The organism is Sphingomonas sp. LaA6.9, assembly GCF_022601895.1.
GTDB lineage: Bacteria > Pseudomonadota > Alphaproteobacteria > Sphingomonadales > Sphingomonadaceae > Sphingobium_A.
The window spans coordinates 37,071-59,227 of record NZ_JAKVIO010000001.1 but is presented as its reverse complement, the minus strand read 5'-3'; the positions used below and the strand labels follow the sequence as shown (position 1 = coordinate 59,227).

At 64.8% G+C, this 22,157-nt stretch carries 21 protein-coding genes and 1 tRNA gene; 13 read left to right on the top strand and 9 right to left on the bottom strand.

The features are described 5' to 3' along the window. Positions 1-37 precede the first annotated feature (37 nt). Positions 38-940, bottom strand: a complete 903-nt coding sequence (locus tag MKI88_RS00330) for a histone deacetylase (RefSeq protein WP_241628199.1) — start codon at positions 938-940, stop codon at positions 38-40. 51 nt (positions 941-991) lie between these two features. Between MKI88_RS00330 and MKI88_RS00325 the strand changes: the two genes are divergently transcribed. The 3 genes from MKI88_RS00325 (at position 992) to MKI88_RS00315 (ending at position 4,018) form a co-directional block, all read left to right on the top strand. After that, the gene (locus MKI88_RS00325; RefSeq protein WP_241628198.1) at positions 992-1,969 is read left to right on the top strand and encodes an alpha/beta hydrolase; all 978 of its coding nucleotides are present in this window, start codon (positions 992-994) and stop codon (positions 1,967-1,969) included. After that, on the top strand, positions 1,966-2,454 hold the full coding sequence (locus MKI88_RS00320; protein ID WP_241628195.1) for an RNA pyrophosphohydrolase: 489 nt from the start codon (positions 1,966-1,968) through the stop codon (positions 2,452-2,454). The genes MKI88_RS00325 and MKI88_RS00320 overlap by 4 nt, the downstream gene beginning before the upstream one ends. A gap of 64 nt (positions 2,455-2,518) precedes the next feature. Next, complete coding sequence (locus MKI88_RS00315) at positions 2,519-4,018, top strand: PAS domain-containing protein (RefSeq protein WP_241628194.1); 1,500 nt, start codon at positions 2,519-2,521, stop codon at positions 4,016-4,018. 19 nt (positions 4,019-4,037) lie between these two features. Here MKI88_RS00315 and MKI88_RS00310 read toward each other — a convergent pair whose 3' ends face one another. Then, positions 4,038-4,430 carry a response regulator gene (locus MKI88_RS00310; protein WP_241628193.1) on the bottom strand — a complete coding sequence of 131 codons (393 nt, stop codon included), beginning with the start codon at positions 4,428-4,430 and terminating at the stop codon, positions 4,038-4,040. Between the two features lie 169 nt (positions 4,431-4,599). Here MKI88_RS00310 and MKI88_RS00305 point away from each other — a divergent pair, with 169 nt between their 5' ends. The 5 genes from MKI88_RS00305 (at position 4,600) to MKI88_RS00285 (ending at position 9,435) form a co-directional block, all read left to right on the top strand. Continuing rightward, the gene (locus tag MKI88_RS00305) at positions 4,600-5,541 is read left to right on the top strand and encodes a YdiY family protein (protein ID WP_241628192.1); all 942 of its coding nucleotides are present in this window, start codon (positions 4,600-4,602) and stop codon (positions 5,539-5,541) included. Positions 5,542-5,585: 44 nt separating this feature from the next. Further along, on the top strand, positions 5,586-6,797 hold the full coding sequence (locus MKI88_RS00300; RefSeq protein WP_241628191.1) for a hydrolase: 1,212 nt from the start codon (positions 5,586-5,588) through the stop codon (positions 6,795-6,797). Next, the gene (locus MKI88_RS00295) at positions 6,794-7,813 is read left to right on the top strand and encodes an arginine N-succinyltransferase (RefSeq protein WP_241628190.1); all 1,020 of its coding nucleotides are present in this window, start codon (positions 6,794-6,796) and stop codon (positions 7,811-7,813) included. Before MKI88_RS00300 ends, MKI88_RS00295 begins: the two co-directional genes overlap by 4 nt. A gap of 23 nt (positions 7,814-7,836) precedes the next feature. After that, positions 7,837-9,090, top strand: a complete 1,254-nt coding sequence (locus MKI88_RS00290) for an N-succinylarginine dihydrolase (protein ID WP_241628189.1) — start codon at positions 7,837-7,839, stop codon at positions 9,088-9,090. A gap of 90 nt (positions 9,091-9,180) precedes the next feature. After that, entirely contained in the window at positions 9,181-9,435 is a 255-nt protein-coding gene (locus MKI88_RS00285; RefSeq protein WP_241628188.1) for a hypothetical protein, read from the top strand. On the opposite strand, the gene MKI88_RS00280 is transcribed toward MKI88_RS00285, so the two are convergent. Beyond that, entirely contained in the window at positions 9,409-9,564 is a 156-nt protein-coding gene (locus MKI88_RS00280; protein WP_241628187.1) for a hypothetical protein, read from the bottom strand. The genes MKI88_RS00285 and MKI88_RS00280 overlap by 27 nt on opposite strands. Positions 9,565-9,581: 17 nt before the next feature. Further along, positions 9,582-10,814, bottom strand: a complete 1,233-nt coding sequence (locus tag MKI88_RS00275) for a hypothetical protein (RefSeq protein ID WP_241628185.1) — start codon at positions 10,812-10,814, stop codon at positions 9,582-9,584. 281 nt (positions 10,815-11,095) lie between these two features. Here MKI88_RS00275 and MKI88_RS00270 point away from each other — a divergent pair, with 281 nt between their 5' ends. From MKI88_RS00270 to MKI88_RS00255, 4 genes are read left to right on the top strand one after another with little or no spacing between them, the layout of a single operon-like run. Next, positions 11,096-11,830: an ImuA family protein gene (locus MKI88_RS00270; protein ID WP_241628183.1), complete on the top strand. Its 735-nt coding sequence runs from the start codon at positions 11,096-11,098 to the stop codon at positions 11,828-11,830. Next, complete coding sequence (locus MKI88_RS00265) at positions 11,721-13,286, top strand: DNA polymerase Y family protein (RefSeq protein WP_241628181.1); 1,566 nt, start codon at positions 11,721-11,723, stop codon at positions 13,284-13,286. Before MKI88_RS00270 ends, MKI88_RS00265 begins: the two co-directional genes overlap by 110 nt. Further along, complete coding sequence (locus MKI88_RS00260; protein WP_241628179.1) at positions 13,283-16,525, top strand: error-prone DNA polymerase; 3,243 nt, start codon at positions 13,283-13,285, stop codon at positions 16,523-16,525. The genes MKI88_RS00265 and MKI88_RS00260 overlap by 4 nt, the downstream gene beginning before the upstream one ends. A gap of 58 nt (positions 16,526-16,583) precedes the next feature. Next, positions 16,584-17,093: a YidH family protein gene (locus MKI88_RS00255; protein WP_241628177.1), complete on the top strand. Its 510-nt coding sequence runs from the start codon at positions 16,584-16,586 to the stop codon at positions 17,091-17,093. A gap of 43 nt (positions 17,094-17,136) precedes the next feature. Here the strand turns inward: MKI88_RS00255 and MKI88_RS00250 are convergent, their stop codons facing one another. Together MKI88_RS00250 and MKI88_RS00245 are read right to left on the bottom strand one after the other, a co-directional pair. Next, on the bottom strand, positions 17,137-17,892 hold the full coding sequence (locus MKI88_RS00250) for an HPP family protein (RefSeq protein ID WP_241628175.1): 756 nt from the start codon (positions 17,890-17,892) through the stop codon (positions 17,137-17,139). Positions 17,893-18,095: 203 nt separating this feature from the next. Then, positions 18,096-18,172, bottom strand: a tRNA-Arg gene (locus MKI88_RS00245). 83 nt (positions 18,173-18,255) lie between these two features. Here MKI88_RS00245 and MKI88_RS00240 point away from each other — a divergent pair. Beyond that, entirely contained in the window at positions 18,256-18,774 is a 519-nt protein-coding gene (locus MKI88_RS00240; protein ID WP_241628172.1) for a hypothetical protein, read from the top strand. On the opposite strand, the gene MKI88_RS00235 is transcribed toward MKI88_RS00240, so the two are convergent. Genes MKI88_RS00235 through MKI88_RS00225 form a run of 3 tightly spaced genes read right to left on the bottom strand, consistent with a single transcriptional unit; the run spans position 18,761 to position 22,065 of the window. Beyond that, on the bottom strand, positions 18,761-19,309 hold the full coding sequence (locus tag MKI88_RS00235; RefSeq protein ID WP_241628170.1) for a gamma carbonic anhydrase family protein: 549 nt from the start codon (positions 19,307-19,309) through the stop codon (positions 18,761-18,763). The genes MKI88_RS00240 and MKI88_RS00235 overlap by 14 nt on opposite strands. Beyond that, on the bottom strand, positions 19,297-19,848 hold the full coding sequence (locus tag MKI88_RS00230; protein WP_241628168.1) for a GNAT family N-acetyltransferase: 552 nt from the start codon (positions 19,846-19,848) through the stop codon (positions 19,297-19,299). The genes MKI88_RS00235 and MKI88_RS00230 overlap by 13 nt, the downstream gene beginning before the upstream one ends. Before the next feature lie 24 nt (positions 19,849-19,872). Next, complete coding sequence (locus MKI88_RS00225) at positions 19,873-22,065, bottom strand: fused MFS/spermidine synthase (protein ID WP_241628634.1); 2,193 nt, start codon at positions 22,063-22,065, stop codon at positions 19,873-19,875. Between the last annotated feature and the right edge of the window lie 92 nt (positions 22,066-22,157).

The following is a 22,157-nucleotide window of genomic DNA, read 5'->3' as shown; positions in this document are numbered from 1 at the left end:
AGGCGCGTAATGGCTCCGCCGCAAAGGAGAAAACGCATCAGCCGCCGGCATGGCCCGCCGCTACCGAAAGCATCGACGCCATGTGGCGGCGTGCGACGGCCATGCGGTCCTCGCCATAGCCTCCTCCCAATGCACTCGCGATCGGGATGCCGCGCCTTGCGGCTTCGCGGCCGATGAAGCGATCTCGCGCGGCCAGGCCGTCATCGGTCAGCGAAAGCCGCCCCAGCCGATCATCGACATGCGGATCGACACCCGCCTGGTAGAGGATGAGGTCGGGCGCGAAGCCGTCGATGAGCTTTGGCAAATGCTCTGCGAGCGCGGCAAGATAGTCGTCGTCGCCGGTGCCGTCTGCGAGACCCACATCGAGCGTCGATCGCGCCTTGCGCGTCGGGAAGTTCTTTTCCGCATGGATGGAAAAGGTTGCGATTCCGGTCTGTCCGGCAAGCAACGCCGCGGTCCCGTCCCCTTGGTGGACGTCGCAGTCGACGATCAGGATATGGCGCGCATCGCCCTCCTCGATCAGCCGCTGCGCGGCCACTGCCAGGTCGTTGAACACGCAATAGCCCGCACCCGTATCGTAAAGCGCGTGATGGCTGCCCCCCGCGGCATTGGCGGCATAGCCGTGCGCCAGCGCCAGCTTCGCTGCCAGCCATGTGCCCCCCGGAGTCATCTGCGCACGCCGCGCGACGTGCTCGGTAACGGGGAATCCGATGCGCCGCGCCTTTTCGGCAGGCATGCGCATTTCAACCACCTCGGCGACGTAATCGGGGCAGTGCACCGCCTCGATATGCTGGCGGGGCATGGGCTGGGGCCGGTGGATGGTGTGCGCGACACCAGCCTCCCCCAGCGCCGCCATGACAAGGCCGTATTTGTCCCATGGAAAGCGCGAACCCGGCGCGGCCGGGGTCACATAATCGGGGTGATGGACGACATGGAGCACAGCCCCTAATTAGGTGGCGGCCGCCCAAGAGCCAATGCGCAGGAGAGTCATGTGACCGAATTCTACACTCGCCCCGACACACACGCATTTCTGACTTTCCTGAACGCGCTGCCGGGGCCGAAGATGCACGAACTGTCTCCGCCCGAAGCGCGCCAGGCGATGCGTGCGATGCGCGACGTGGCGGATGCGCCCGTGGGTGAACTCGCGCTGATCCGCGACCTTACGATCGACGGCCCGGCGGGGACGATCCCTGCGCGGCTTTACGATGCGCGCGAAAGCCGTGCGCCGGGGCCGGTAATGGTCTTCTTCCACGGCGGCGGCTGGGTGATCGGCGATCTCGAAACGCACGCCCCCTTCTGCGCCGAAGCCGCGCGGCTGCTCGACCTGCCGGTCATCGCCATCGATTACCGGCTTGCGCCCGAACATCCCTGGCCCGCCGCCCCCGAGGACTGCGAAGCCGCGGCGCGCTGGGTTGCCGAAAGCCCCGCAGCGCTTGGCCGTGGGGTAACCGGCCTGATCCTCGCCGGAGACAGCGCGGGCGGCAATCTGACGATCACAACGGCGATGGCGTTGCGCGATTCGCCGGCTCAGGCGCCTGTCATCGCGCAGTTTCCGATCTATCCCGCGACCGATTTTTCCAAACCCTATGAAAGCTATGAGAAATTCGCCGAGGGTCGCCTGCTGACGCATGAGGCGATGGAATGGTTCGCAGCGAATTATGCGGCAGACGTCGATCATGTCCGCGCGTCGCCGTTGCTCGGCGATGTCGCTGGCCTGCCCCCGGCACTGGTGCTCACCGCAGGGCTTGACCCGATCCGCGATCAGGGCCGCGCCTATGCCGCCGCGCTGATCGCCGCCGGCATCCCCGTCATCTTCCGCGAGGCCAGGGGCAACATCCACGGTTTCATCAACCTGGCGCGGGGAATCCCCTCATCCACCGGCGACATTGCGGGCGCTCTGCGCGCGCTCAAGGACCTCGTGACTGAAGCCGAGGCCGGCCGGGTGCTTGGGCAGGCGGCGGCGGAATGAGCAACGCCAGCGACCTTCCCTATCGCCTTTGCGCCGGGGTGATGCTCATCAACCGCGATGGCAGGGTCTTTGTCGGCCAGCGCCTCGATTCGACGCTTGAGGCCTGGCAAATGCCGCAAGGCGGCATCGACGACGGCGAGGACGCCGAAGCTGCGGCCTTGCGCGAGATCGGCGAGGAAACGGGCATCAGCGCCGGACTGATCGAAATCATCGCGCGTGCGCGCGAGGAGCTCTTTTACGACCTGCCCGAAGAACTGATCGGCAAGGTGTGGAAGGGGCGCTATCGCGGGCAGCGGCAACACTGGTTCCTCGCCCGCTTCCTCGGCACCGACGAAGACATCGATATAGAAACCGACCACCCCGAATTTCGCGCCTGGAAATGGGCCGATCCCTTCGATCTGCCCTCCCTGATCGTGCCGTTCAAGCGCAAGCTGTACGAAGATGTCGTCGCCGAGTTCTCCCCCTGGCTTGAGTCTGCGACCTGAAGAGTAATTGCCGCCAGTTGCTCAACCGTGCGAAGGCTTGTGCGGTTCGATTGCCGGAGCCTGCATGACCGCAATCCTCGACGAACAGAAACGGGCGCAGCTGCTGGCCGACTATGCCGTGCTCGACAGTACGCCAGAAAGCGACTTCGACGCCATCGTCGAATTCGCGGCCTCGCTGTGCGACGCACCGATCGCCCTGATCTCGTTCGTCGGGTCGGATCATCAATGGTACAAGGCGCGTCATGGCACCGACATTTGCGAAACGCCGCGCGAAACCTCCTTCTGTGCGCTGGCGATGCTCGGGCACGCGACGATGATTGTTCCCGATGCGTCGCGTGATCCGCGCTTTGCCACCAACCCGCTCGTCATCGGTCCTCCCGGGATCCGCTTCTACGCTGGCGCGCCGCTCGTTTCGCCCGAGGGGGTGCCGCTCGGTTCGCTCTGCGTTATCGATACCGAGCCGCGCGATGGACTGACGCCCCTGCAGCGACAGGGGCTCGACGTCCTCGCGGCGCAGGTGATGGCGCTGCTCGAAGCGCGACGTCGCCTTCGACTGATCGAGGAGCATGACCGCCTGCTCACCGAGAGCGAACACAAATTCCGCATCCTCGCCGACACCATGCCTCAGATGATGTGGTCGGCGCTCCCTGACGGCCACGCCGATTACTTCAACGCACGCTGGTACGAATTCACTGGAGTTGCCAAAGGCGATTCCGACGGAGAACGGTGGGAGTCGGTGCTCCATCCAGACGACCGGCCACGTACCTGGGCGGCCTGGCGGCATTCGCTCGCCACGGGAGAAACCTACGAGATAGAATATCGCATTCGCCACCATAGCGGCGAGTATCGCTGGGCGCTGGGCCGCGCGCTGCCGATGCGCGACGCCGAAGGGCGCGTCACGCGCTGGTTCGGAACCTGCACCGACATCCATGAAACCCGCCTGGCGGCCGAACAGCGCGAACTGGTCGCGCATGAGCTGAGCCATCGCATCAAGAACATCTTCGCGGTCATCGCGGGGCTCATCAACCTTTCGGCCCGCACGCGGCCCGAGATGCGCGACATGGCTGAGGATCTGCGGACTCGCGTGCTGGCGCTCGGCCGCGCCCATGATTTCGTCCGCCCGCGCAGTCATGCTGCACAGCAAGGCGTGGATAATAGCCGTTTGCAGGGCCTCCTGACCGAGTTGTTCGTCCCCTATAACGACGCCGGCCAACCACGTGTGCGCGTGACCGGCGCGGATCCCGCAATAGACGACCGATCAGCGACGCCCCTCGCCCTTCTCTTTCACGAACTGGCGACCAACGCCTCGAAATATGGCAGCCTTTCCGTCGCCACCGGATCGGTCGAGGTCATAATCGAACTCGAAGGCCACGATTGCGTGATACTCTGGCGCGAACATGGCGGCCCTTCGGTGGACCACATCCCGGAATTCACGGGTTTCGGCTCGCGGCTGATCGCGCTCAGCATCGGCGCGCAGTTGCATGGCTCGATCGACAAGCACTGGACGCCAGGCGGGCTCTCCGCCTGCATCCGCATTCCGATGGAATCGCTGGCGCGCCGCTAGGCGCCGAACGTCACCGCCATCATCCGAAGAGATGGAGTTCGCGCGGCGGCCTCGCCGCGGCATTTCCGTTGCGTCGCGCAAGATAGTCCACGGTCGCGCCTATGCAGCGCTCTGAAAAGGGCTTGGTCATCACGCCGGTCGCCCCCTCCACGCCCTCGCCCAACAACCCGGGATTGGCGGTGATGAAGATGACGGCAACGCCGTGATCCACGGCAAGACTACGGCCAATGGCAGGACCTGTCTGACCATCCCGCAAGTTGATATCGACGAGCGCGAAATCCACCTGATCGGCGTAGCGCATGGCCGTGGGCCTGTCGGCGGCGATGGCGATCACCTCGATACCCTGATCTCGAAGCACGCTTTCGATATCAAGTGCTACGAGGATTTCGTCCTCAACGATCAATGCACGCAAACACATTCCCGGGATATGATCCTGTCTCAGCCGAACGCACGAATGCATGAGCGGCACTTTGTATCCATTGGCCGCAAAAAAGCGCGCTCCTGCGAGAAGGGGTTGCCAAGACCGCTCGCGGCCTGAAAGAATAGGGACTCTCCTCCACCCCGTTGATGATTTTGGAAAGATGCGCGTACTTGCACGATCCCTCATCGCCCTGACGGGCATGACAGCGCTGGCATCGCCCGCGCTGGCGATGCCCGACGCCGCCCGCGAGATCATAGAGGCGGCAATTGCCGGCGGCGACGAACGCGAAATCGCGACCGTCGCCAAATATGCCGAGAAGGCATGGCCCGACGCTACCGCCGATATCAGCGCGCGCATCGCCGCGTGGCGGGTCGAACGGATGGTGGCCGCAATGCCTGCGGGCACACCCGTAAAACCCGAGGAACCGGCCAAGGCAGTCGCGGAGAAGGCTCCCGCGCCGCCAGTGCCCTGGAAAGGCAAGGGCGAGCTTGGTGGCTATTACGCGACGGGCAATTCCAATTATTTCGGCGTGAGCACAGGCGTGAAGCTTACGCGCGACGACCCCGTATGGCGCCACGCGATCATCGTTCAGGCTGACTATCAGGAAAATGATGGCCAGACGACGCGCGAGCGCTACCTCGTCTCCTACGCGCCCAACTATCGATTCAACGCGCAAACCTATGTCTATGGCCTCGGCCAGTACGAACATGACCGCTTTCTCGGTTATGACAGCCGCTATGCAATTTCCGCAGGAATCGGCTATCGAACGCCCAACGGAAAGCCGTTGAGCGTCGAACTCGAAGCCGGCCCCGCCTATCGATTCACGGAATTCGTTGATGGCGGCGCTGAATCCACGGCGGCCGGCCGTGGCTCGATCAGCGTCGAATGGAAAATCGCGCCCTCGCTGACTTTCAACCAGGACGCAGCGATCTATGTCGATTCGCTCAACAGCACGATCAACGGGACAAGTGCGCTCAACGCAAAGGTGTACGGTCCCCTTTCGGCCCGGCTGAGCTACAATGTGCAATTTGAAAGCGCTCCGCCGACAGGCAGGGAAACCACGGACCGGCTAAGCCGGGTCTCGCTCGTCTACGATTTCTGATCGCGGGGGTTCACCCTCGGACATTCGCTGACTAGAAGCAGCGGATGACCACGCTGTCCAAAGCCGAGAGCGCCACGATCGAGGCCGCCCGGAATGCTCCCATGCTCGAGCAGGTCGAACGCTGGGCTGCGATCAACAGCGGTACGCGCAACCTTGAAGGTCTGAAACAAGTTGCGGGCTTGCTGGCGGACGCCTTTGCGCCACTGCCGGGCGAACTGTCGCTGATCGATCCCGATCCCGTCGAAAGCGTAGCGCCCGACGGCAGCGTCAACACCATCGCTCACGGCCAACATGTGCATTTGCGAGTTCGCCCCGACGCTCCCGTCCAGATGCTCTTCACGGGCCATATGGATACGGTCTTTCCCGTGGATCATTCGTTTCAGGCGCTGACCTGGCTTGAGCCGGGCGTGCTCAACGGCCCCGGCGTCGCCGACATGAAGGGCGGGATAGCGGTCATGCTCGCGGCGCTTCGGGCCGTCGAGACCTCCCCGAATGCGCCCCGGATCGGATATGAGGTCATTCTCAATTCGGACGAGGAAACCGGGTCGGCCGCGTCCGCAGCGCTCATCGCGCGCGCCGCGCAGGGCAAGATCGCGGCCCTCACCTACGAGCCTGCCGCCCTGCCCGACGGCACACTTGCCGGAGCGCGCGCCGGCAGCGGCAATTTCTCGGCGATCGTCACGGGCCGCAGCGCTCATGCAGGCCGCAACCCCGAGGAGGGCCGCAATGCGCTTGTCGCCGCCGCCGATCTCGCGCTTCGCCTGAAGCGTGCAGTGGCGCCGGGCCTTGCGGTCAATCCTGCCAGGATCGACGGCGGCGGGCCCAACAATGTGGTCCCCGACCATGCCATACTGCGCGTCAATTTCCGTCCTGCCACGCCCGAGGACGAGGTGAAGGCGCAGGCGCTGCTCGATCGCCTCGTCGCCGAAGTCGCGGCCGAGCATGACGTGCGCATCCACCTGCACGGCGGCTTCGGTCGCCCGCCCAAGCCCTTCGACGCCAAGGCCGAGCGTCTGTTCGGGCTGGTGAAGCAGGCGGGCGCCGATCTGGGCCTCGACATCGGCTGGAAAGCGACCGGCGGCGTGTGTGACGGCAACAATATCGCCGCATGCGGCGTGCCGGTGGTCGACACGATGGGCGTGCGCGGCGGCGCGATCCATTCGGCGGACGAATATCTGATCGTGGACTCGCTGCCCGAACGCGCGGCGCTGTCCGCGCTCACCATAATGAGAATAGCCGAGAGGGGATCGATTTGAGCTTCCGGATGAGGGCGGCGCATCAAGGCGACCTGCAGCATCTCTATGAAATGGCGAAACTGACGGGAGGCGGATTCACCAATCTGCCCCCCGACAGGAAATCGCTCGCCGCAAAGCTGGAACGCTCAGCAGGCGCCTATGCGCGCGACGACGATACGCTCGACGACGATCTGTTCGTCCTCGTCCTCGAGAATACCGAGACCGGCGAAGTGCGCGGCACATGCCAGCTCTTCTCGCAAGTCGGACAGCGCTGGCCCTTCTATTCCTATCGCATCGGCACGCTGACGCAGCATAGCGAGGAGCTGAAGCGTACCTTCCGGGCCGACATGCTGACGCTGTCGACCGATCTGGAGGGCGCGAGCGAAGTAGGTGGACTGTTCCTCCACCCTGGCGAACGCGCGGGCGGATTGGGCCTGTTGATCGCGCGCAGCCGCTATCTCTTTATCCGCGAACACCGCGCGCGCTTCGCAGACCGCATCCTGGCCGAACTCCGCGGCGTGATCGACGAGGCCGGCGGCTCGCCCTTCTGGGACGGGCTTGCAGGGCGCTTTTTCGGAATGAATTTCCAGGACGCCGACCAGTTCAATGCCGTCCACGGCAACCAGTTCATCGCCGATCTGATGCCCAAGCACCCGATCTACACCGCGATGCTCCCCGAAAGCGCGCGCGCGGTGATCGGGATACCGCATCCCAGCGGACGCGCCGCGATGCGGATGCTCGAGAACGAAGGCTTTGCCTTTGAAAACTATATCGACATCTTCGACGGCGGCCCGACGATGACCGCACGTACCGACGCGGTGCGATCGATCCGCGAAGCCGAGGATTCGGAGATCGTCGCGATCGGCAGCGAGGGCGGCGAAAAGGTGCTCGCCGCGCATGGCCGCCTCGCCGATTACAAGGCGACCTATGCCTTTATCGAGCGCCATGAAGGCGGTGGCATCGCTATCGACGCGGAGGCCGCGGAGGCACTCGGCGTCGGCGTTGGCGACACGATCGCGCACGTCGCGCGCTGGTAATGCCCGATCACACGGAGTTCTGAATGTCCCTCAGCGAAATCAATTTCGACGGCATCATCGGGCCGAGCCATAACTATGCCGGCCTGAGCATTGGCAATCTTGCCTCGGCGCGCAACGCCGGGCATGTCTCGCAGCCGCGCGCCGCGGCGATCCAGGGGTTGGCCAAGATGCGCGCGAATATCGCGCTGGGCCTCACTCAGGGCATCCTTCTCCCGCATGACCGTCCCAATAATGGCTGGCTGGAAAGCCTCGGCACCGATTTCGCGCGCGCCGAAGCGCATATCCGTGCCTGCGCCTTCTCGGCCTCGCCCATGTGGGCGGCCAATGCCGCAACCGTGTCGCCCGCGCCCGACACGGCCGACGGCACCTGCCATTTGAGCGTCGCCAATCTGGTGACGATGCCGCACCGCAGCCATGAATGGCCCGGCACGCTCGCACAGCTTCGCATCGCCTTCGCGGGACCGGCATTTACCGTTCACGGCCCCGTCCCCGCCCCCTTTGGCGACGAGGGTGCCGCCAACCATATGCGGCTATGCGCGAGCCACGGCGCGGCCGCGATCGAGGTCTTCGTCTATGGCAAGAGCGGCGGCCCCTTCCCCGCGCGCCAGCATGTCGAGGCATCGAAGGCGATTGCGCGTCGCCACGGGCTCGATCCCGTGCGCACGCTGTTCGTCCAGCAATCCGAAGGGGCAATCGCGGCGGGCGCCTTTCACAACGACGTCGTGGCCGTCGCCAATGAACGGGTGCTCTTCACGCATGAGGACGCGTTTGCGGACAAGCACGCTTTCTACGCCGATCTGCGCCGCCTCATGCCCGAGGTCGAGATCGTCGAGGTACCCGCGGCGCGCGTCAGCCTTGCCGACGCGATCACCTCCTATCTCTTCAATGCGCAGCTCGTCACCCTGCCCGGCGGGGCGGGTATGGCGCTGATCCTCCCCACCGAGGCGCGCGACACGCCTTCGGTGTGGAACTGGCTTGAGGAGCACGTGGCTGGGAATGGCCCGATCCGGCGGCTCGAACCCGTCGATGTCCGCCAGTCCATGGCCAATGGCGGAGGCCCGGCCTGCCTGCGCCTGCGCGTCGTGTGCGACCCGGCAACGGTCGATCCGCGCTTTCTGGTCGATGACGCCCGCCTTGCAGCGATCGAGGCGGTCGTCGCGGCACACTGGCCCGAGACGATCGACGCAAGCGCGATCGATTCCCCTGCGCTGGTCGATCAGGTGCGCGCGGCGCGGCGCGCCTTGCTGGAGGTGCTCGATCTGGTGGAGCTGGCCTGAAGCCGTCGGATTAACTTACAGCTAACCATTGCCGTTAAGAAATTGGCGCGGGATTCAGCGACTGGCGCGCCCCTTGCTTAACTCTCGGGCATGTGGACCCGGATCAAGCGACTCTTCGTCATCAAAACCCGTTTCGAAGCCTGCCTTATCATCTACGCGCTCGCAGCCGGCGCGATGGAACGCGGCAAGGACTATATGGCCCAGTTTCCGGGAGTCGGCGGCTATCTGCTGTGTCTGGCATGCACCGGTGCGGTGTTCATGGCCGGCGCAATGATCTTCGACGCGCTCGCGCTCAGGCGTGCGGGGGCCAGCGCCCATTCAGCTGTCGCTGCGCACCACCCATAGCACCGCGGCAGCCGCGGCGGCCATTCCGCCGACGATGAAGAGTACCGGAATCCCCATCGAGATCCCGACGCCGAACGCAAAGAACGACAGGCCCGCCAGCAGCGCAATCGTGGCGTCAACGCGCTTCATGCGCGTTGATATCCATGTCAGCAGCCGTCGCCGGGGACGCCCAATGCGCCGCTGAGCACCCCGCCGAGACCACCAAGGCCGCCCTTCTTCTTGCACTTCTTCTTTGGCTGCGCCTCCCCGGTATCGTCCGCGGCCGACATGTCACCCATGTCGCCCATGTCGGGACCGCCGATCATCCACATCGTCGTCGAACGGAAGCGCACGCGCGTCGTCCATTCGGGCTTCCACGGCGTCGCGGGATTTGCCGGACGCGGCGGATAGGCGAAGTTGGCCTCGGGGCCGTAAGCGTAAAGGCTCGACATCAGGAAGCCCGGAGCGGCCGCCTTCACCTCGGCAGGAATGGTGCAGCTCGTCTGCGTCGGCGGCATGACCACCTTTTCACCGATCAGGCGGCGTACGGTCTCAGGGGGCAACCAGTCCCACAGCCCACCTCCGAATTCGCGTGTCGCGGAGGACGTCCACCAGACGAAATCGCCGGTGTTTCCACCGTCGGTCTTGGCGCCGAAGGCCCAGGCGTAATAGCCCGTGGCGCCCGTCACCGAATTCCAGCTGATATTGGTGGCGCCGCCCGGCAGTTCGTTGGAACGCCCTGTGATTCCGGGCATGTAATCCTGCGCGAGGTTGAACTTGATCTCGGGCGTATAGTTGCCGGCGACACGATGCTCACCGATGAGCGTCGATCCCTTGCCGGGTTGCTGCCCGCCCTTGGCGCTCGGCCACCAGCCAAAGGTCTTGCTGTTGGATGCCGATGGCCCCTGATCGACCGGAACGCGCGTGGAGAAAAAATTGGGCGGCATCTGGCCCGCTGCCACCTTAGCAAAATCGATGATGACAGGCTGGCCCGGTCCGGCCTTTGCGCCGCAGCCCCAGTACAGAAGCAGGCGCCCCTTGGGCCGTTCAAACTGCGTCGTCTCTTCGGACGTGCCAGTGGACGGCGTGACAAGCGGCAGCACCTTGCCCATCCTGGCGGTTTCGGGCGGGAAATGATCCGCCTTGGGAGCTCCGGGCGGTGCTGCGTTGCGTGAGCCCAGTCTCAGCGCGACTGTGTGGGTCTCGCGATTGGCGCCACCGCCCATCATCATGCTGATTGCACTGGCGCCGCCCATGCCGGTCGTCGTGCTGACGTTCATGACATAGCGCGCGATCGGAGGCGTGGCTGCGGTCTTCTGGGCAATGGTGGGGCCGAAAGCGATCCAGCCGGCCGCCAGCGCCGTGCCCGAAATCAGTCCAATACGTGCATACCGGTTCATGCAAAAGCTCCCTGAATCTGCGCGACCCGGCATTTTTCTGCGCCGTGACATATGCATGCGTAATTACTGGAGGGTGTCGGGTTCCGCAATGCGCCAGCGCACAGTTGCACAATGGCGTGCAGTTTTTTCGGGAATTGCGTGCATCACCCCTTTTTGTGGCGTCGAGGTTCGCTTGACAAAGGACGATCAAAAGGCGCAATTGGAACATAACGTGAACATATATGAGAGAGTCGTCCAATCCTATTGCCATGTTGAGGCGCCGCATCGCCGGAATCTCCGGTGTGCACCAGGTCCACCAGGACGGGCGCTTCCCCACCGGGCATGATGCGCTCGATACAGCGCTAGGTGGCGGGCTGGCGCGCGGGCGGGTTCATGAGCTGTTCGCGGACGAACATAACGACGCCGCCAGCACGGCCGGATTTGCTGCGATGCTCGCGCTGCGTTCGCGTCATTCCGGCGCACCGATCCTGTGGCTCAGGACCGATGAGGCCGAACGACGTTGCGGACGACTTTACGCGCCGGGACTGGCCGAGCTGGGAGGCGATCCCGACGCCTTGCTGATCGCGCTCGCACCAAACCCGGCCGAGCTTCTCCGTGGCGCCGCAGATGCCGCACGATGCGTAGGTCTGGGAGCGCTGGTCGTCGAATGCTGGGGGCAATGCCCCGCGCTCGATCTTACCGCGAGCCGGCGACTGGCGCTTGCCGCCGAACAATCGGGGGTGACGGTGATCCTGCTCCGGATCGAGGCGCGCGCCATGCCGAGCGCGGCCGATACGCGCTGGGCGGTTCGCTCCGCTCAATCCGTCGCGCTCGAAGCCGATGCGCCCGGGCCGGCGTTGTTCGAAATCGAATTGTTACGCCGGCGCTCGGGTCCATCGGGCATGCGCTGGCGCGTGGAGTGGGACCGTGACCAATGTGTCTTCCGTGAACCGGCGCTATCTGGCGCTCTGGTTCCCCTTTCTACCCACGGATCGGCTGAGGCGCCGGCCGCCCGGGAACTGCGCCGCAGCGCCTGATGCGCCGCTGGCCTTTGTCGAAAAGATCAAGGGCGCGCTCAGGCTTTCGGCAGTGGACAGGCGTGCGCAGTCGCTTGGGCTTATGCCCGGCATCGCGCTTGCCGACGCACGCTCGCGCGTCCCCGATCTGCTCATTTTCGAGCGCGACGACCATGCCGATCAGGACTGGCTGGAGCGCATTGCCGGTGGTTGTACGCGCTATACGCCGATGGTGGCGCTCGATCCGCCCGACGGGCTGATCCTCGATATTGCGGGATGCGCGCACCTGTTTGGCGGTGAGCGCGCACTTGCGGCGGATCTCGAGGCCCGCTGCGCCGCGCTGGGGGTGACCTTGCGTCATGCGACTGCTGCCACCCCTGCCGCAGCGCATGCGCTTGCGCGCCATCAGACGCTGCCCGCACCCGACGAGGCAGCGGCCATTCGGCGGCTGCCCGTTGCGGCGCTTGAGCTTGCGCCAGAGGCGACGCAAGGGCTGATACGCGCGGGGCTGAAGACCATTGGCGATCTCGCATCGCGACCGATGGCTGCGATCGCTGCGCGCTTCGGAGGCGATGCTGTCGATGCATTGCGCCATCTGCTCGGCGAGGCCCACAGGCCGATTGCACCGCGCCATGCGCTACCGATGATTCTGGTCGAACGCCGTTTCGCGGAACCCATCGCACGTACCGAATATGCACTTGCCGTGCTCGGCGAACTCGTCGCCGAGGCAGCATGCCAGCTCGAGGAACGCAAATGCGGGGGCCGACGTTTCGAGGCGGCATTCTTCCGCAGCGACGGGCTCGCGCGTATGCTTGGCGTGGAAACGGGGCAGCCGACACGCGATCCCAGGCGCGTGATGCGGCTCTTCCGCGAAAGGATCGACGCGCTCTGCGATCCGATCGATCCGGGTTTCGGCTTTGATCTGATCCGGCTGGCTGTACCCGTAGTCGAGCCGTTGGCGGCCGCGCAGCTCAAGCTCGAAGGCGGCGCGGCCAACGAGGCGCAGGTCGCCGCGCTGATCGACCGGCTGAGCACAAGGCTGGGGCGCGGGCGCGTCCGTCGTTTCATATCGCACGACACCCATATTCCCGAACAGGCGCAACTCGCATTGCCCGCGGTCGAGACGGGCACGCCGACCTCCCTCTGGCCCGTTTCCATGCCCGGTGAGCCGCAGATGCGCCCGCTCCATCTGTTTGATCCGCCCCAACCGATCGAGGTGATCGCCGAGGTGCCCGACGGTCCGCCGCACCGTTTCCGCTGGCGACGCGCGCTGCATGAAGTCCGTCGTTTCGAAGGCCCCGAACGGATCGCAAGCGAATGGTGGCGCAGACGCGATGGCGCTACCGACAAGCCCGGCCTCACCCGCGACTATTACCGCGTCGAGGATGCGCGCGGCCGCCGCTTCTGGATCTTCCGCCACGGCCTGTACGAACAAAAGCCCGACCCCGGCTGGTACATGCACGGTCTGTTCGCATGAGCACGCGCTTCGCCGAACTGGTCGCCGCGACCAATTATTCCTTCCTGCGCGGCGCGTCGCCTCCATCGGATATGGTCGGCCATGCGATAGACCTCGGCATGACGGGCATCGGCATCGCCGATCGCAACACCGTTGCGGGCGTGGTGCGCGCGCACGTTGCGCTGCGCAAGGCTCGGCAGAAGCGGGGCGATCATATCGATTTCCGCCTGATCGTCGGCGCGCGGCTGGTCTTTGCCGACGGAACCCCCGACATCATCGCCTATCCGGCCACCCGCTATGGCTGGGGACGACTGACGCGGTTGCTGACGCTGGGCAATCTGCGCGCCGAAAAGGGCGACTGCATCCTGCGCTTCGACGACCTCCTCGTGCATTGCGAGGACCTGCTGCTGATCGCGATGGCCGACGAACAGCACGAGTTCGTGCTGCGCCGGCTCGCGCGCGAACGCCCGGACGCGGTGTGGCTGGGCGCGACTATGCTGCGCCAGGGCCGCGACCACCGGGTGCTGGCGAGCCGAATGCAGCTCGCCGCGCGCACGGGAATCCCCCTGATCGCCACCAATGATGCGCTTTACACCGCGCCCGAACAGCGTCCGCTCCACGATATCGTCACCTGCATCCGCGAGGGCGTCACGATCCGCAACGCGGGCCGGCTGCTCGCGGCCAACGCCGAACGCCATCTGAAAGCCCCCGAGGAAATGGCGCGGCTGTTCCGCGATTGCCCCGAGGCCGTCGCCGAGACTTGCAGGTTGCTCGAGCGCATCTCTTTCACGCTCGACGACCTGCGCTACGAATATCCCCACGAGCCCGTGCCCGAGGGCTGGAGCCCGCAGGACTGGCTCGAACATATGGTGATGGCCGAAGCGCATCGACGCCATCCCAAGGGCATTCCAGCGCGCTGCTGCGAGGTGCTGGACGAAGAATTCGGCCTCATCCGCAAATGCGGCTTCGCCTGCTATTTCCTGACCGTCCACGACATCGTGAACTTCGCGAAGACCAGTACACCGCCGATTCTCTGTCAGGGGCGTGGATCGGCGGCCAATTCGCTGGTCTGCTATCTGCTGGGCATCACCGCGATCGACCCGATCGAAAACAACCTGCTCTTCACCCGCTTCCTTTCCGAGGAGCGCGGAGAGCCCCCCGATATCGACGTAGATTTCGAGCACGAGCGCCGCGAGGAGGTGATGCAATATGTCTATCGCCGCTACGGTCGCGCGCGCGCGGGGATCGCCGCGACGGTGATCCATTACCGCTCGCGCAGCACGATCCGCGAGGTCGGCAAGGCGCTGGGGCTATCCGAGGACGTGACCGCGCAGCTCGCCAATACAAGCTGGGGCAGTTATGCGAGCGAGATTCCGGATCAGCGCTACGCCGAGGCGGGGCTCGATCTCGCCAATCCCGAGATTGCGCGGCTGAAGGCGATCGTGGAGCAACTCCTCGAATTTCCACGCCACCTTTCGCAGCATGTCGGCGGCTTCGTGCTCACCGAGGACCGGCTCGACGAGACCGTCCCGATCCACAATGCCGCGATGGATGACCGCACCTTCATCGAATGGGACAAGGACGATATCGACGCGCTCGGGCTGATGAAGGTCGATGTGCTTGCGCTGGGCATGCTCACCTGCATCCGCAAGAGCTTCGACCTGCTGCGCGAACAGGAACTTGGCGATTACCAGCTGAGATCGCTGCAGGAGACCGATCCCGCAGTCTACGACATGCTCTGCAGGGGCGACAGCATCGGCGTCTTCCAGGTCGAAAGCCGCGCGCAGATCAACATGCTGCCGAGGCTGCGCCCGCGCGAATTCTACGATCTCGTCATCCAGGTCGCGATCGTGCGCCCGGGACCGATCGAGGGTGACATGGTCCATCCCTATTTGCGGCGGCGCAATGGCGAGGAACCCGCGATCGTACCCTCTCCCCGCGCGCCCTACCCGGCCGATGAACTCAGGAACGTTCTCGACAAGACCTTCGGCGTGCCGCTGTTTCAGGAACAGGCGATGAAGCTCGCGATCGTGGCTGCGAACTTCACCCCCGACGAAGCCAATGGCCTGCGCCGCGCGATGGCGACCTTCCGCAATGTCGGGACGATCCACGAATATCGCGACAAGCTGATCAACGGCATGGTCGCGCGCGGCTATGAGCCCGATTTCGCGGCACGCTGCTTCAAGCAGATTGAGGGTTTCGGCAGCTATGGCTTTCCCGAGAGCCATGCCCAGTCCTTCGCCAAGCTCGTCTATGTCTCGGCGTGGATCAAATGCCATCATCCGGCTGTGTTCACCTGCGCGCTGCTCAATTCCCAGCCCATGGGCTTCTACGCGCCCGCGCAGCTCGTCCGCGACGCGCGCGAACATGGCGTCGAGGTGCGCGGCGTCGACATCAATGCAAGCGGCTGGGACAATAGCCTTGAACACCGCGACGCTGGCCAGCTCGCGCTCAGGCTGGGCTTCCGCCAGATCGAGGGGTTTCGAGAGGATTGGGCGAATGCACTGGCCGGCGCTCGTGGCTCCGGCTTCACGCAGATCGAGCAACTGGCGCAACGCGCGGGCCTTCCCTCGCGCGCGCTGCGTCTTCTTGCCGACGCCGATGCTTGCGGCTCGATCGGGCTCGGCCGACGCAACGCGCTATGGGAGGCGCGGCGCACGCCGCAGGGCGCGTTGCCGCTCTTCGCCGCGGCGCACGCAGCCGAACTGGCCGAAGAACCCGATGCCGATCTACCCGAAATGCTGCCGGTCGACCATGTCCTCACCGACTACCAGATGACGCGCCTGTCGCTCAAAGGCCATCCCATGACCTTCCTGCGCAGCGATTTCGTGCGCGAGGGCGTGTTGAGCTGCGCCGACACTGCTGCTGCGCGCAACGGCGCGCTGGTGCGGACTGCGGGCATCGTCCTGATCCGTCAGCGCCCGGGCAAGGGCAATGCGATCTTCATCACGCTCGAGGATGAGACGGGGATCACCAACGTGCTGCTCTGGGCGCGGCAGTTCGAACGCTATCGTCGTGCGGTGATGTCGGCACGACTGATGCTCGTCGAGGGCGAGGTCCAGCGCAGCAAGGAGGGCGTCATCCACCTGATGGCCAACCGCGTGCACGATCGCACCGCTATGCTCGACGGGCTTTCGGAAGGCCCGCCCGTCCGCCCCGAACTCGCACATGCCGATGAGGTGACGCACCCCCAGATCCCGCGCGGCCACAGCCATCCGCGCAATGTGCGGATTTTGCCCAAATCACGCGATTTTCATTGACCTTGCCCGGCGAGGTGCCGCGCCATTTTTGCATCGGGAAAACCCCGGATTTAAAGCGATGCGCTGCCGGATTACGATCGCCAGCAACGGCATGGCGATTGTGCCTTCGTCGTTACAACATTCGCTGGTCGAGCAAGCGGTCCAGCCACGACATGTCCGGGAGATCTCGATGGCGGCGGCGGAAACGGGTTCAGCACATAAGCGGCACGCGCTGCCCAGCGACATGGGTGAGATGCGCACTGTCATGGCGGCCGATCGCACGCTGATGGCGTGGATCCGCACCTCGCTGTCGATGCTCAGCTTCGGCTTCACGATCTACAAGTTTCTGGACGCTCTGGCGGAGCACAATGAAATCGCTGCCTCGCACAGCCCCCAGCGCGTGGGCTTGTTCCTGGCAGGCATGGGCACGGCAGCGATGGTGCTTGGAACGATCAGCTACTGGACGACACTCAGGGATCTGAACAGGGTCGAGGAGTTCAGGCTGGGGCGCCCCGTCCTGATAATGGCACTCGTCATGTCGTTTGCCGGCATTGCGCTGTTCGTCAGCATTGCCGGCAGGCTCGTCTAGCGTCCAACGGGAGCCGCGCGGCCGATCTCTGGCGAGGCGCGATCTATGCCCGCTTGCGCCAATCCGGCGCCCCGACAACTGCCGGCCCAGCCATCTCGGTCGCCGCCAATCGACTTCGGCGACGATCGGCGTGGACCTCCGCACGCGCGAGCAGCACGGCAAGATCCTCACGACTGACGTCGAAGGTTTCGCCCAGTTCCTCAAGCGCCTTGTCGATATCGTCCAGCAACACTCCGGCCGCTGGCGCGGGCGGCAGTTCTTTCCACATCACGGGCACGGCGCGATGCGGATAGGAGTGGCCCGAATAGCGGTGGAAGAACCACCCGATCAGGACGAGGGCCAGAGAGTTCACGACGACCGGTGCGGCAACGACGATATGATCGGCGGCGGTCAGCATGTCGCTACTGCCCAATACGACGCTCAGCGCCACAGCCCCGCCCGGCGGATGAAGACAGCGCAGCACGGACATCGCAAGAATGGCGCCGGAAACCGCGAGCCCGGCCTCGACCAATGGCCCGGCATCGAGATGCGCGATCGCAATGCCCACCGTCATCGACACGATATTGCCGCCGATGATCGACCAGGGCTGCGCCAGAGGGCTCGACGGCACGGCGAACAGAAGCACCGCCGATGCGCCGATCGGCGCAATCAGCGTGACCGATGCGAGTGGTGACATCTCGACGCAGGTGATTGCCGCAAGCGCGATGCCGATAAAGGCTCCGAGACAGGCGATCAGCCTGTCGCGCAGACTGGCGCCCGCCAGCAATGGCCCGAACAACAGATGCGACAGATCTTTCATGGTGGCGCCCGATACATGTGTCGCCACCGCTCGTCTGGGGTCATGTCGGAAGGCCGCCGCTCAATATGGCGGATCAGCCCCGGAGCGAAGCCAGAAAGGCTAACAGCGTTGCAACTTATTGTTCGATCCCGCCGGTGCCATGGGCGGCCGGGTTGAAGGGACGCGACCTTCAGGTCGCGGAGCATCGTTGCTGTTGGAAAAATTGGCGCGCCCGGAACGATTCGAACGTCCGACCCTCAGATTCGTAGTCTGATGCTCTATCCAGCTGAGCTACGGGCGCGCGGTGTGGAGGGGCTCTTACGGGGCAAGCGCAGGTAGCGCAAGTCCGTTGCAGCCATTTTCTTGCGCGTTTAGGTAACGGACATGAAAAAAATCCGCGTCTCCGCATTCGTCCTCCCATATCTGCTCGTTGGCTGCGCCACCGAAGGCGCGGATTCCCCTTCGCTTGCGCCGCGCCCGATCGAACAGCGCACCGATGCGATCGAGACGCCGGAACCTGCTCCGCCAGCGCCCGCCGATGCGGCGCTCAAAGCCGATCTGGGCCGGTTGCTCAAGCAGGCGCGCGACGGGGAATCGGCCTTTGCGGCCATTCTCGGCCAGACCGAACGCGCCGTCACCGCCGCGCGTGGCGCCGCCGCCGCATCCGAATCATGGATTGCTGCGCAACAGCAGCTTTCTGCGCTGGACGGCGCGCGCGCTCCGACCGCGGCCGCACTGGCAGAACTCGACTCGCTCTATGTCGCGCTCGCCGACAAGGCGACGCAGGACGCCAGGGTAGGCGGCATAGAGGAGGCATTCGCCGCGCGTGGCGAGGTCGAATCGCTCAACAACCGGCAGATCGCGCGGCTCGCAGCGCTTCAGGCGGCGCTCAGCAACCCTTGATCTCGGCCTTGTGCGCCTTGGCGAGCATCACATAGCCCCCCACGCCCAGCAGATTGCCCGCCACCTGCTCTTCGGTGAGCGTGCGCATCAGTTTGGCGGGGCGCCCGCCCCACATCTCATTTGCGCCGATCGACTTGTGCGGGGTCAGCATGCCACCCGCGGCGAGCATGCCGCCCGATTCGATGACCGTGCCGTCCATCGCGATCGCACCCAGCCCTACAAAACCGCGATCCCTGACTGTCGTGCCGTGGAGCATCGCCATATGGCCGACAAGGACGTCGTCGCCTATGATGGTCGGGTAGCCACCGGTGCCCGTGCGACCCGAATCGCAATGGATGACCGTGCCATCCTGGATATTCGAGCGCGCGCCGATGCGGATGAAATTCACGTCGGCCCTGAGCACGCAATTGTACCAGATGCTCGCCTCGGGCCCGATCTCGACATCGCCGATCAGACGGACGCCGGGCGCGACAAAGGCGGAAGGGTCGATCTTCGGGGTCTTCCCGTTGAAGGGAATGATGCTCACGCCTTCCATTGATCGCTCCCGATTCTGTAGATGATTGTCGGATTGAGCTCCGGGCCATAGCGCGGATCGACGAAGTCCAGATCCGTGCGCCGCTCCATGCCCAATCGCTCCATCAGCCGCCATGAACCCGCATTGCCCTGTACCGTAAGCGCCACCACAAAGGGCGCGCCAAGCACGTCGAAGGCGTAGTCGAGCGAGGCGATCGCCGCCTCGCGCGCATAGCCCTTGCCCCATGCATCCTCGCGCAGCCGCCAGCCGATCTCGAAGCTCCCTGTGAGATCGCTGCCCTCCGAATTGAAGCGCTTCAGCCCGCAAAAGCCGAGCAGTTCGCCGTCATCCTTGCGCTCTACGATCCAGAAGCTGTGGCCGTGTTCCGCCTGCGAGGCGGTGATGCGCTGATACGCCGCTTCATAATCCGCGCGCGTCTGCACTCCGCCTAGCCAGCGCATCACCGCGGGCGTGTTGAGATGCGCCATGAAGGCGTCGATATCGGCCTCGTCCCATGTGCGCAGCATGAGCCGCTCGGTCTCGGCGATGATCGCGCCCATTGTTTCTCCGATGTCCGACTCGTCTCACTTTACGAGTAGCGGCAATATGCTGGAGAAGTCATCCGTCCAAGGCCGGATGTCCGGCCGGGATCGCAATGTTCGCCAATCTGGATCGTCCGCGGAGAGGCGCGTAATGGTGTCGGCGTCGGGCGAAAGCGCGACCCAGTGCGACACCGCGCTGAAATAGCGACGCTGCGCCTCGGCATCGGGGCGATAGTCGAGCCGCCGCGCATGCCACTGCGGCATCGCGGTTACCGCCAGCATGGGTTCCAGATCCAGATAGTGATTGGAAATGTGAACCATGATCAGCCCGTTGGGCGCAAGGACGCGGCGATAGCTTTCAAGTGCCTCGCGCGTCAGCAGGTGCGCCGGAATCGCATCCGATGAAAAGGCGTCGAGAACCAGAAGATCAAGACTGCCCGGAGCCGCTGCAGCAAGCGTCAGCCGGGCATCCCCGATATCAACCGGTACGTCGGGCGTGCAGCGCGAGAGAAAGCTGAACTGCCCTGAATCACGAGCGATCCGCACGACTTCCGGATCAATCTCATAGAAACGCCATGCCTGTCCGGGTCTCGCATAACAGGCGAGCGTGCCGGCGCCGAGCCCGACCACGCCGATGCGGGCGTGAGGACCGAAGAGTGGCTCGACATGCGTCATTGCACGGCCGATGCCCGAAGCCCGGGCGTAATAGGCGCTGGGCTCGGTCTCGTCGCCCTGTCGCAGCGACTGGATGCCGTGGACGGTTGTGCCGTGCGAAATCTGGCGTTTGTCGCCGGCGCTTTCCGTGATGGTGTAGACGCCGAAATAGCTCCGGCTGCGCAGTTCACCGCGGAGAGAAAGCTGGATCGACTGGAGGCCGCCCCAGATCAGGAGCGATGCGGCGACGGTCGCGGTGAACGCGACCGGATTTCCAATCGCGATGAAGCCAAGCACGTACAGCGTCGTCATCGCCAGCGCGCCGATCAAACCACTGCCCTGAAACACCGTCACTGACATCACCGCGACCGATGCGAGCAGCGCTACCAGCAACGTCATGATCCTCCGCCGCTGTCCTGTTCCCCACAGCCGGCCCAACCTCGCGGTCAGGGCGTGTTGCGGCACCAGCAACGCCGCCGCCAGTATCAGCAGCGGATGCTCATAGGTCCAGTCGAAGACGACGGGCGCGATCAGCGCCGCGAACAGCCCGCCGACCACACCCCCGACTGACATCGCAAGGTAGAATCCGGTCAGGCGATCCGCTGCCGGGCGCAGACGATACATCTGGGTGTGCAGCGCGGTGGCGACGACAAAGAGCAGCGCCAGCCCAAGGCCCGCTGCGACCAGCGGGTCATAGGGATTCGCGATCGCCATGCCGCCGAAAACAAGGATCACGAAGGGCCCAAGTCGCGTCACCATATCGGCTAGCCCGCGCCTCTCGGCAAATGCCACGCTGAAGCTCAGCAGATAGAGACCGAGCGGGATCACCCAGAGCAATGGCATCGCCACGATATCGGTGGTCATATGCGTGGTCGTCGAAAGCATCAGCCCCGACGGCACCGCGGAAAGGAGTACCCAGTGGAGTTGCCGCCGACGCCCCGGTCGTACGCTCGGCTGCGCCGACGCCACCGGTTCGCCGGGCGACCCGGCGCGCGGCAGCAACAGCGCACAGGCGACAACCAGCACGCCAAGCGCCGCATAGCCCGTGCTCCAGAGCCAGCTCTGTTGCGCAAGCGTCATCCGCGGCTCGACGATCAGGGGATAGGCGATCAGCCCGCCGAAGCTCCCCAGATTGGAGGCCGCGTAAAGCGCATAAGGATCCCGCCCCCCGCTCGCGATACCGTACCAGCGCTGCATGAGCGGTGCCTGCGCCGCGACCGCGAAGAAGAGCGGCCCGATCGAGAGCGCAAGCAGCCACGGCACCCACAGAACCGGGCTGGCATCGGCGGGCGGGTTCGTCGCGGCAAGCCCGATGGGCAGCCAGAGCGCGGCGGCGGCGAGCAACGCGACATGGATCATCGCCTGTCGTACGGGGCGAAACCGACCAAGCGCGTGCGCATAGGCATAGCCGCCCAGCAGCAGCGCCTGATAGACCAGCATGGCGCTGTTCCATACCGCCGGCGCGCCGCCAAGCCGTGGCAAGGCCATCCGCGCGATCATCGGCTGGACGAGGAACAGCAGGAAGGATCCGGTCAATATGGTGGCGAGGAAGACGGCCCCGCCGATGCGGAAGCGCGTCATTGCCGGTGCCGCAGCCAATGTTGCCACTCGTTCCCCCGTCATGCCGGCCAATACAAACCGTCTAACAGGGCTATGGTTAATATCCCGTTCGC